The following is a 10,937-nucleotide window of genomic DNA, read 5'->3' on the forward strand; positions in this document are numbered from 1 at the left end:
CCCTCGGGCCTCGACCTGCTCGGCGGGCCCGCGGCGGCCGCCGCGGCCGACCGGGGCGACGCCGAGGCGTTCGCCGCCGCCTACCTCGCGGACAGCGCGGCCGAGACCCACCGGCTGGCCGCCCTGGCCGGCGACGAGAAGGTCCGTACGGCCATCGCCTGGCAGAACCGCACCGTCTACCGCGTGCTCGACGCGCTCGCCGCCGGCACCGGCAAGGAGTCCAAGCGCAAGCAGCGCGAACGCACCCTGGCCATGTACTGGCTGCGCTACTGCGCCAAGGCCGAGACCATCGGCTTCTTCGGCCCGGCCGCCTGGATGTCCGTCGGGCGGGCGCCCGGCAGTCTCGCGGTGGACCACGGCGAGCGGCTGGTCGCGCGGAGCCGTACGCACTTCGAACGCTGGGCGCTGGCCGCCCTCGCGGACTGGATGGTCGCCCAGCCCGGCGCCCGCTGGTGGTTCCCGCCGCTGCCCCGCCCCGACGTCCACCTCGACGGCGACCGGCTGCTGCTGCCGGGCGGCCGCGTCACCCGGCTCCGCCCGGAGGACCGGCAGGTCCTCGCCCACGCGGACGGGGAACGCAACGGCGCGGCGATCACCGAGGCCCTGATCCGCGAGGACGGCTGGGAGCCCGAAGGGGCGCGGCCCCGCGTCGAGAAGATCCTCCACCGGCTGCTCAAGCAGCGTGTGCTGACCTGGGACGCCAACATCCCGGTCGACGTGCGCGCCGAGCGGATACTGCGACGGCGGGTCGCCGCCGTCGCCGACCCCGAGATGTTCGTCCGCTTCGAGACCGTCCTCACCGAACTGGACCGGCACCGCGAGGCCATCGACGCCGCCACCACCTCCGGTGAACTCGCCGACCGGCTCGACGAGCTGGACGCCTACTTCGTCGCGACGACCGGACTCGACGCCTCCCGCGACGAGGGCAAGGCCTACGCCGGCCGCACCCTCTGCTACCAGGACGCGGTGCGGGACTGCCGGGTCGAGGTCGGCACCGACTTCCTGGACGGCATCGCCCGCCCGCTCGCCCTGGTGGCGGACGCGGCGGACTGGTTCGGCAACCGCCTGGCGGAACTGGCCGAGGCGGAGATCGCCGGGTTCGTCCGGACCGCGGCGGCGCGGCGCCCCCAGGTCACCCTCGCCGACGTCTGGCCCCAGGTGCTCGGCCTGTTCTGGGGCGACGGCGCCCGGCCGGTGCACACCGCGACCGGGGAACTCGCCCGCAAGTGGCGCGAAGTCCTCGACCTCGACCCGGCCGGCACCGAACCGGTCGGGCTGCGGGTCGCGGACATCGAGCGGCGGGCGCGGGCCGTCTTCGCCACCGGCCCCGTCCGCTCCCCGCACCTCGCCCTGCACAGCCCCGACCTCCAAGTCGTCCGGGAGGCGGACGGCGGGCTGACCACCGTCCTCGGTGAGCTGCACGCCTGCCTCGCCACCTGCGACCTGCCGTTCCTCGACTGGACCAGCGGCGCCGCCTCGCTGCGCGACCGGGTGAACGCGGCCGTCGACGCACCCCGCCTGGTGCCGCTGCTGCCCGTCGACTGGAAGCGCAACAGCGGCCGGATGGTGCCCGCCCCGATCGGCGCGGGCGACCGGCTCATCGGCTTCACCCGCGCCCCGTTCGACGACCGGTCCCGGATCGACGCCGCCGCCGCGATCACCCTCGCCGAGCGGGACGGCACGGTCACCGCCACCACGCCCGACGGGCGCGCGTGGAGCATGGCCGAACTGCTCGCCGTACCGGTGTCGATCATCGCCGCCGACGCCTTCAAGATCGGGCTCGACCAGCCGCACGCCCCGCGCGTGAGCCTCGACGGGCTCGTCCTGTTCCGGGAGACCTGGCGGGTGCCGGCCGGGGAGATCCCGCTCGCCGCCAAACCCGACCGGGCGGGCGACTACCTGGCCGTACGGCGCTGGCTGCGCGCGAGCGGACTGCCCGACCAGGCGTTCGTGAAGTTCCCCCAGGAGACCAAGCCGTCCCTGGTCGACTTCACCAGCCCCACCCTCGTGCTCTCCTTCGCCAACCTCGTCCGCCGCGCCCGGCGCCTCGGCGAGGACACCACCGTGATCCTCAGCGAGCCGCTGCCGCACCCGCGGGACTCCTGGTTCACCGGGGCCGGGGGCGAGCGCTACGTCAGCGAACTCCGGCTCCAGATCAGCAGAAAGGTACCGGAATGACCGTAGCCCCCTCCGACGCGACGGCCCGCGCAGTCACCGCGGCCCGCCGTCGCGATCCGGACATCATCGCGACGATCGGCGCCACCCCGCTGGTCGCCCTGGACCGTCTCTTCCCGCCGGCGCTCTTCCAGGTCTACGGCAAGTGCGAGCGGTTCAACCCGGGCGGCTCCATCAAGGACCGGGCCGCCCGCTCCATGATCGAGCACGCCCTGTCCACCGGAGCGCTGGTGCCCGGCATCTCCACCGTCGTGGAGTCCTCCTCCGGCAACCTCGGCATCGCCCTGGCCCAGCTCTGCAACTTCTACCGGCTCGACCTGATCTGCGTCGTCGACCCGCGCACCACCACCCAGAACACCGCGATCATGCGGGCGTACGGGGCGACCGTCGAGATCGTGGACCGCGACCCGGAGACCGGCGAGTACCTGCCGTCCCGGATCAGGCGGGTGCGGGAACTCCTGACCACCGTGCCCGAAGCCTACTGGCCCAACCAGTACGGCAACGAGTACAACGCCCTGGCCCACCAGCACACCATGCGCGAGATCCACGAAGCGCTGCCGCAGGCCCCCGACTACCTCTTCCTGGCCGCCGGCACCACCGGCACCCTGCGCGGCTGCGCCGAGTACATCGCCGCCGAGAACCTGCCCACCCAGGTGGTGGCGGTGGACGCGGTGGGCAGTGTGATCTTCGGCCCGCCCGAGTCCTGGGAGCGGCAGCACCGCCGCACCATCCCCGGACACGGCGCGGCCGTGGTCCCGGCGCTGCTGCGCCCCGGGCTCGCGGACCGGGTGGTGAAGACGACCGACCTGGACTGCGTACGCGGCTGCCGCGCCCTGCTGGGGCGGGAGTCGATCCTCGCCGGCGGCTCGTCCGGCGCGGTGATCTCCGCCCTGATGGACGCCGCCTCCTGGATCACCCCCGGCGCCACCTGCGTCGCGATCCTTCCCGACGGCGGCGACCGCTACCTCGACACGATCTACAGCGACTCCTGGGTCGAGTCCCGCTTCGGCTGACCGCAGACCCCCTCGGACCACTCAACCGACCATCCACGCAGAGGAATTGACCAGACATGAGAATCCTCGGTCGCGAGGACGTCACCGCCGCGCTCGACGGCCTCGACCCCGACGTGCTCGAAGCGGTGCGCACCGCGTACGTGCTGCACGGCCAGGGCCGCTCGGAGGTCCCGCACTCCGGGTTCCTGCGCCCGCCCGGCGACGACGGCTCCCGCATCATCTCGCTCCCCGCCTACCTGGGCGGACCCGACCCCGTCATGGGGCTGAAGTGGATCTCCTCGTTCCCGGCCAACGTCGAGCGCGGCCTGCAGCGCGCCTCGTCCGTGCAGATCCTCAACGACCTGCGCACCGGCTACCCCACCGCCGTCCTGGAGGCCAGCCAGATATCGGCCTCCCGCACCGCGGCCTCCGCCGCCCTCGCCAGCCGCACCCTGCACGGCAGCCGGCCGGTGCGCACGGCGGGCCTGATCGGCTGCGGCACGATCAACCGGCGCGTCCTGGACTTCCTCGTGCTGGTCCACCCCGAGCTGCGCACGGTCACCGTGCAGGACGCCGTGCCCGGCCGGGCCGCCACCTTCGCCGCCCAACTGGCCGAGGAACGCCCGGAGATCACCTTCGTGGCCGGTGAGGTCGGTGACGCGCTGCGCACCGGCACGGTCTCGATCGCCACCACCGACTCCAGCTACTGGCTCGACCTCGCCGACCACCCGGACCGCCCCGAGCACCAGGTGATCCTGCACCTGTCGCTGCGCGACCTGAGCACGGCGTCCGTCCTGAACGCCTACAACGTGGTCGACGACATCGACCACGCGATCCGCGAGCAGACCTCGCTGCACCGGGCCGAGCAGGAGGTGGGCCACCGCCGCTTCGTGCACGCCGAGATCGCCACCGCGCTCGGCCAGAGCGAGGAGCCCGAGACCGAGGGGACCATCGTCTTCTCCCCCTTCGGCCTCGGCATCCTCGACCTGGCCGTCGCCCGGACGATCCTCGTCGCGGCCCGCCGCGACGGCCTGGGCAGCGAGGCCCCGGGCTTCGACCCGGGCGCGCACCGGGTCACCGCCGCCATGGCGGGAGGCCGGGCATGAGCCTCCTGTTCCCCGAGGGCACCCGTGCCCTGGTCACCGGAGCGTCCCGCGGCATCGGCGCGGCCACCGCCCTCGCGCTCGCCGGACAGGGCTGCGACGTCGTCCTCAACTACCGGGCCGGCGCGGCCAAGGCGGAGGAGGTCGCCGAGCAGATCCGCGCCCTGGGCCGCCGGGCCCTCACCGTCCAGGCGGACGTCGGCGACGAGGCCCAGGTCATGGCGATGTTCAAGCGGGTGCGCACCGAGTGGGGGCCGGTCCAGGTCGCCGTACTCAACTCCGGCGTGACCGCCGACGGCCACCTCGCGGCCATGAGCAGCGCCAAGTGGCAGCAGGTCATCGACACCAACCTCACCGGTGCCTTCCTCACCGCCCGCGAGGCCACCAAGCAGATGTACGCGAGCGGCGGCTCCATCGTCCTGATCGCCTCCACCAGCGGCATCGCCGGACGGGCCGGCCAGGCCAACTACGCCGCCAGCAAGGGCGGAGTGATCTCGCTGGCCAAGACCCTCTCGTACGAGGTCGCCCCGCGCGGCATCCGCGTCAACGTCGTCGCCCCGGGGTTCATCGACACCGACATGGTCAAGAAGGTCCCACCGGCCCACCTGAAGGAAGCCCTCCAGGTGATCCCGATGGGCCGGACCGGCACCCCCGCCGAGGTCGCGCAGGCGGCCGTCTTCATGGCCTCGCCCGCCGCCTCGTACATCACCGGAAAGGTGCTGACCGTCGACGGCGGAATGATCCCCAACTGACCGCAGAACCCACCACATCACAGGAGAGAACCGTTATGTCCACCGCCACCTTCGAGGACATCCGCACCCAGGCCGAGGCCCGTCTCGACAAGAACATGAAGGTCAAGTCGATGATCATCGACCGGCTCGGGCTGGAGGTCGAACCCGCCGTGGTCTCCGACAACCAGCCGCTGTTCGGCCGGGGCCTGGAGATGGACTCGCTCGACACGCTGGAGATCGTCGTCATGGTCAACAACGAGTTCGACGTGCTGATCAGCGACGACGACTTCGAGGCCTTCGGCTCCATCAACGCCCTGGTCGACTTCATCGAGGACCGGGAGACCGCCGCGTGAGCACCGCGACCACCGCACTTCTCGACGCGCCGGCCCCCGCTCCCGCGCGCAAGGCGCTGAGCTACTCGTCGGACGACATCAAGCGGATGCTGCCGCACCGCTGGCCGATGCTGATGATCGACCGGGCCTACGACGTCGTACCGGGCGTCTCGGGACGCGGCGTCAAGAGCGTCTCCGTCAACGAGCCGTTCTTCGCCGGGCACTACCCGGACCACTCGATCATGCCGGGCGTGATGATCGTCGAGTCGATGGCCCAGCTCGTCGCCGTCGTCTACGTCGCGGAGATCCTCCAGGACGCCGCCGGCACCGGGGCGGACGACGCCTCGCGCAGCGTCGGCTACCTCGGCTCCATCAGCAACATGAAGTTCTCCCGGCTCGTCGTCCCCGGCGACCAGCTCACGCTGGAGGCCCGGCTCGGCCAGCGCCTCGGCGGCCTGCGCCAGGTGAAGGTGCGGGCGACCGTCGGCTCCGAACTCGCCGCCGCCGGGACGCTCGTCGTCACCACCGGCCGCAAGGGCTGAACCCCCGCCCTTCCCCCGCAGGCAAACCACCACCCCAGGACCTCAGAAGGAGGTGTGACCATGGCCCTCACGATCCGCCCGTACCAGGAGGGCGACGCGCACGCCATCGCGGAGCTGTACAACCGCCACCGGGACAATCCCAACCCGGTCGCCGGAGGCGTCAGCGGCGACGAACTCGCCCGCGAGCTGGCCGAGCGCGAGACGGCGACGTTCCTGGTGGCCGAGGACGACGAGCGGCTCGTGGGTACGTTCGGCCTCTTCCACAACACCGGCCGGCGGTCGGCCCGCGCCGGCGAACTCATCGCGGACATGTTCTTCGTCCACCCCGCCCACCGGGGCGGGCTGGTCACCGGACGGCTGTTCACCGAGGCCGTCGAGTGGATGATGCGCACCGGCTGCCTGGTGCTCCGGCTGACCGTCAACCCGGCCAACACCGTGGCCTTCCGGCTCTACCGGCGCGTCGGCTGCGTCTCGGTGGGCCGGGCCGTCCCCGGCGAGGACGGCAACGTGGAGCTGCACAACTACATCCCGCTCGTCGTGCGCAGCGTCTTCGCCGACCTGGGCGAGCGGGCCACGGCGGCCCTCGGCAGCCTGACCAGCTTCGCCTCCGTCACCGAGTCCCGCGACGACGAGCTGCGCTCGGACGTACGGATGGCCGACGGGGTCCGCACCGTCGACTACAGCCTGGCCCTCGGCGAGTTCCGGATCGACGCGTCCGTGGACGTGGACCGGGGCACCGTGTGCGAGGCCCGGCTCACCGAGCCCGGCGGCGCGACCCGGGCGCTGCGCATCGCCCAGCCCCCGTACCGGGTGCGCACCCCGCGCGGGGTGGCGCCGTACCGGTTCACCCGGTCCGGCCTCACCTGCGAGGTGGACGGCGACGACGGCACACTGAGCGTCCACGTGGACGGGCACCGCGGCCCGGTGCTCGTCTCGACCTGGCCGAGCTGCCGGGCCGACCGCCCGGCCGGCTGGCGCGAGGGCGAACCCCGCGACCTCACCCTGGAGCCCGTCGAGGGCGGGGTCCGGGTCACCGAACGGGACGGCGACGCCACCGTCACCGGCACCTTCACCCTGGACGATGCGGGCCTCCTCCAGGAGTTCACCCGCACCGGCCCCGACACCGGCAGGATCTTCCAGACCATCGGCCTGCGCCAGGGCGTCTTCACCGGCCCCGACGGCCGGGACCACCCCATCGGCCTCGGCCGCGGGGTGCGCGACGCCTCCGAGATCGTCGCCGCCTCCCACACCGTCCCGGCCGGCACCGAACTGGCCTGGCGGGGCCCGGACGTGCGCATCGCCCTCGCGGCGGACGGGGCCCTGCGCCTCGTCCACAGCACGCTCCTGGAACGCCGGCTCGCCCCCGGCCCGGACGGCGTGGCCCGGATGCGCACCGACCTGCGCCCCAGCGGCGCGGACACCGCCCGCCGCCTGGAGGTGCACGCGGCCGCCGGCGGCGTCACGGTCTGGCGCGAGGGCACCACCAAGGTGCTCCGCAGCCCCTACCCGCGTACCCGCTCCCACGGCTACAACCCCCACTGGTCCGCGGGCCTGTGGGTGACCCGGGAGAACAGCCGCCACGACCGGGCCGCCGGGCTCGGCTGGGGCGTGCCGGCCGCCGGGGCCTGGGAGGAGAAGCACCCGCTGGGGCTGCACTCCCCGGACGCCGGCCTCGACTGGGAGATCGCCGCCCACGGCGACGGGCTCCGCGTCGAGACCCGGTCGAGCGGAACGGACCGCGAGACCGTGGTGTGGCTCACCCCGCAGACACCGCTCCGGACGGCCGTCGTCCTCGCATCGGGCGGCGAGCACTGGGAGCTGAACACCGGCGACTTCCGCCAGGTGTGGGCCGGCCGGGCCGCCGTCCGGCTCTCCGACGGGCGGTGGCTGCACTGCGCCCCCGCCACCGCCCCGCACGACGAACTGGTGCTGCGCGCCACCCCGTCGGGCCTGCTCATCGGCGGCGTGTCCGCCGCCCCGGAGAGCACCTGGCTGTTCTCCGTGCACGACACCCCCCTCCACTTCCGCACCACCGAACCGAAAGGCAACGACCGATCATGACCGCCACCACCATCGCCCCGGCCGCCCGCACCGCCACCGAGGACTACGCCACGCTGCGCACCGCCGTCGGCGCCTACCGCATCACCGCCCCGCTGGTCCGGCTCAACGGTGACGAGCGGCTGACCTTCCTGGACGGCTTCCTCGCCAAGTCCGCCGATTACGTCGAGCCCGACACCGTCCGCGAGGTGCTGGCGCTGAACGAGGACGGCAAGCCCTTCGCGATCCTGCTGCACTTCGAGATCGGCGAGGAGTCGTGGCTGCTGCCGCGCACCGCCGTCACCGCTGACGAACTCGCCGCCTATCTGGGACAGTTCGACGCCGACGGGGTCACCGTCGAGATAGCCCCCGAGGGCTGGGGCGCGGTCGCCTTCGAGGGCCCCACGGCCTGGTCGGTCGCGGCGGACTTCGTGGACTTCGACATCTCCGGCCTCACCCTGCACGCCGTCACCGAGGCCACCCTGGACGCCCCCGGCGCCACCGCGCACCTGGCCCGCGTCGGCACCACCGGCGAGTACGGCTACCTGCTGCTGTCGGACGCCCCCGACGCCGCGTACGAGGCGGTGCTCGCCGGCGTCACCGGCAAGGGCGGCGCCGAGACCGGCGAGGAGGCGCTGCGCCGGGTGCAGGCCGAGGCCGGGATGGGCGTGTACGGCGCCGGGTTCGGTGAGCTGGGCGTCGACGAGGCCGACCTGGCCTGGATGATCGACTGGAGCCGCATCGGCGAGTTCCACGGCTCCGGCGAGCTGACCGCCCCCACCGGCTCCGAGCGCCGCCTCACCGCCCTCGTCGCCCCGGTCGGCAGCCGCTTCGCCGCCGGTACGGCCATCACGGCGGCCGGCCGCGGGATCGGCACCGTCCTGCACCAGGCGCCGTCCGCCAACCCCGAGGAGGAGCTGGTCCTGGCCCTGCTCGACACCCCCTTCTGGGTGCCGGGCCTGGAGCTGGCCGCCGTGGACCGCACGGGCGACGAGCGCCCCGTGCGCACCGTCACCCTGCCCCGGGTCATCGCCCGCTCCCTCACCGTCAAGATCGCTTGAGAGGCCCGGTCATGACACCTCCGAACATCGCTCTGACCGGCCTGGGCCTGATCACCGGGGCCGGGGACGACGTGGAGAAGAGCTGGGCGTCGATCGCCGCGGGCGTCACCGGCATCCGCACCAACACCCTCTTCGACACCTCCGAGCTGCTCACCGACTGGGCGGGCATGTCCACCGCCGAGCAGCCCGCCGACCTGGACCGCTGCTACGCCCTCGCGGCCACCGCCATCCGCGAGGCCCTGGACGGCAGCGGCCTCGACCTCGACGCGGTCGACCGGGAACGGGTGGCCGTCGTGGTGGGCTCCAGCCTCGGCGCCATGCCGACGCTGGAGGCCACCCACCGCACCCTCGTCCTGGAGGGCCGGCTGGACGTCGCCCAGGCGGTCGCCGCCCAACTGCCCTGCGTCGGCGACTACATCGCGGCCGAGTTCGACCTGCGCGGCCCGCGCGTCGTCCTGTCCAACGCCTGCGCGGCCAGCGCCGTCGCCCTCGGCTACGCGGCCGAGCTGCTCTGGAAGGGCGACGTCGACTACGTGGTGTGCGGCGGCGTGGACCCGCTGGCTGAGCTGTCGCACTACGGGTTCAGCGCGCTGGGAGCCCTGGACTCCGAGCCGTGCTCGCCGCTCTCCGCCTCCACCGGGCTCACCCTCGGCGAGGGCGCCGGGTTCATGGTCCTGGAGTCCGCGGAACGGGCCGCGGCGCGCGGTGCCCGCGTCCTCGCGGAGCTGGGCGGCTACGGGCTGTCCTGCGACGGCCACCACCAGACCGCCCCCGACCCCAGCGGCAAGGGCGCCTGCTCCGCCATGGCCCAGGCGCTCGACACGGCGGGCCTCACCCCCGCCGACGTCGACTACCTCAACCTGCACGGCACCGGCACCCCCGCCAACGACGCCTCCGAACCCAAGGCGCTGAAGCTGCTGTTCGGCCTGGAGATCCCGGCGGCCAGCTCCACCAAGTCGATCCTCGGCCACACCCTCGGCGCGGCCGGCGCGGTCGAGGCCGTGGTCAGCACCCTGGCCATCGACCGGGGAACCCTGCCGCCCACCATCAACACCCGGGGCGTCCCCTCCCCGTACGGCCTGGACGTCATCCCCGACATGGGCCGCGAGGCGCGCCCCGAGGTGGTGCTGTCCAACTCCTTCGCGTTCGGCGGCAACAACGCCTCCGTCGTCCTCAACCGGCCCGGCCGCACCGGCTCCCGGCCCCCGCGCCGCGAGGCGGTCCGCGAGGTCGTCGTCACCGGCGTCGCCGGCCTGGCCGGGACGGCGGGCAGCACCGAGGCGGTCACCGCCGCATTCGCCGAGGGGCGGCCCTGCTATGACACCTACGAGGAGGTCCCGGGCATCGGCCGGGTGCCGGTCGGCCGGGCCGACATCAAGGCGGCGGCGCGCGGCACCAACCCCAGCCGGGCCCGCCGCATGGACCCGCTGAGCCTGCTCGCCGCGTCCGTCGTAGGCGACCTGTACGCCCGGCACGGCAAGCCGTCGCGCGCCGTGGCGGAGTCCACCGGCGTCGTCTTCGCCACCGGGTACGGGCCGGTGACCTCGGTCCTCCGCTTCCACGAGGGCGTCGTGCGCTCGGGCATCACCGGGGCCAACCCGTCGCTGTTCGCCAACACCGTCGTCAACGCCGCCGCCGGCCACGTCGCGATGCTGCACCGCTTCCGCGGCTACACGGCGACCATCGCCAACGGCGGCACCAGTTCCGTGTGCGCGCTCCAGCTCGCCGCCAGGGTCATCGCCCGCGGCGCCGCCGACCGGATCATGGTGGTGGTCGCCGACGAGTTCCCCGAGCAGGCCCTCGCCACCCAGGCGGCCCTGCCCGGCTACGCCAGGACCGCGCGCGTCGTCCCCGGCGGCCGCACCGGCACCGTCCTCAGCGAGGGCGCCGCCGCGATCCTGCTGGAGAGCCGCGAGGCGGCCGGGGAGCGGGGCGCCGGCGTCCTGGCCCGGGTCCGCGGCTTC

The 10,937-nt window shown here is 73.7% G+C and carries 9 protein-coding genes; all 9 read left to right on the plus strand.

Going from position 1 to position 10,937, the window contains the following annotated elements:
- The coding region (locus MHW47_RS25265; RefSeq protein WP_239226073.1) for a lantibiotic dehydratase at positions 1–2,178 on the plus strand (2,178 nt) is incomplete at its 5' end.
- Positions 2,175–3,188, plus strand: coding sequence for a 2,3-diaminopropionate biosynthesis protein SbnA (gene sbnA / locus MHW47_RS25270; RefSeq protein WP_239226074.1), 1,014 nt, complete (start codon positions 2,175–2,177; stop codon positions 3,186–3,188). The genes MHW47_RS25265 and sbnA, both read left to right, overlap by 4 nt.
- Before the next feature lie 56 nt (positions 3,189–3,244).
- Positions 3,245–4,273 (plus strand): 2,3-diaminopropionate biosynthesis protein SbnB, encoded by a 1,029-nt coding sequence (gene sbnB / locus MHW47_RS25275; RefSeq protein ID WP_239226075.1) that lies wholly within the window; start codon positions 3,245–3,247, stop codon positions 4,271–4,273.
- On the plus strand, positions 4,270–5,022 hold the full coding sequence (gene fabG, locus MHW47_RS25280; protein WP_239226076.1) for a 3-oxoacyl-ACP reductase FabG: 753 nt from the start codon (positions 4,270–4,272) through the stop codon (positions 5,020–5,022). The genes sbnB and fabG overlap by 4 nt, the downstream gene beginning before the upstream one ends.
- A 35-nt stretch (positions 5,023–5,057) precedes the next feature.
- A complete protein-coding gene (locus MHW47_RS25285) occupies positions 5,058–5,354 on the plus strand; it encodes an acyl carrier protein (protein ID WP_239226077.1) in 297 nt (98 codons plus the stop codon).
- Complete coding sequence (gene fabZ / locus MHW47_RS25290) at positions 5,351–5,875, plus strand: 3-hydroxyacyl-ACP dehydratase FabZ (RefSeq protein ID WP_239226078.1); 525 nt, start codon at positions 5,351–5,353, stop codon at positions 5,873–5,875. The genes MHW47_RS25285 and fabZ overlap by 4 nt, the downstream gene beginning before the upstream one ends.
- A 60-nt stretch (positions 5,876–5,935) precedes the next feature.
- Positions 5,936–7,936, plus strand: coding sequence for a GNAT family N-acetyltransferase (locus MHW47_RS25295; protein WP_239226079.1), 2,001 nt, complete (start codon positions 5,936–5,938; stop codon positions 7,934–7,936).
- Positions 7,933–8,973: an aminomethyl transferase family protein gene (locus tag MHW47_RS25300; RefSeq protein ID WP_239226080.1), complete on the plus strand. Its 1,041-nt coding sequence runs from the start codon at positions 7,933–7,935 to the stop codon at positions 8,971–8,973. Before MHW47_RS25295 ends, MHW47_RS25300 begins: the two co-directional genes overlap by 4 nt.
- Positions 8,974–8,984: 11 nt before the next feature.
- The coding region (locus MHW47_RS25305) for a beta-ketoacyl-[acyl-carrier-protein] synthase family protein (protein ID WP_239226081.1) at positions 8,985–10,937 on the plus strand (1,953 nt) is incomplete at its 3' end.

The organism is Streptomyces sp. OfavH-34-F (assembly GCF_022347745.1).
Lineage (GTDB): Bacteria > Actinomycetota > Actinomycetes > Streptomycetales > Streptomycetaceae > Streptomyces.

What these genes read in the sequence shown, in the direction of transcription:
- MHW47_RS25285 (WP_239226077.1), top strand. Translation starts at nt 5,058, where the DNA reads ATGTCCACCGCCACCTTCGAGGACATCCGCACCCAGGCCGAGGCCCGT.
- sbnB (WP_239226075.1), top strand. Translation starts at nt 3,245, where the DNA reads ATGAGAATCCTCGGTCGCGAGGACGTCACCGCCGCGCTCGACGGCCTC.
- sbnA (WP_239226074.1), top strand. Translation starts at nt 2,175, where the DNA reads ATGACCGTAGCCCCCTCCGACGCGACGGCCCGCGCAGTCACCGCGGCC.
- MHW47_RS25295 (WP_239226079.1), top strand. Translation starts at nt 5,936, where the DNA reads ATGGCCCTCACGATCCGCCCGTACCAGGAGGGCGACGCGCACGCCATC.
- MHW47_RS25300 (WP_239226080.1), top strand. Translation starts at nt 7,933, where the DNA reads ATGACCGCCACCACCATCGCCCCGGCCGCCCGCACCGCCACCGAGGAC.
- fabG (WP_239226076.1), top strand. Translation starts at nt 4,270, where the DNA reads ATGAGCCTCCTGTTCCCCGAGGGCACCCGTGCCCTGGTCACCGGAGCG.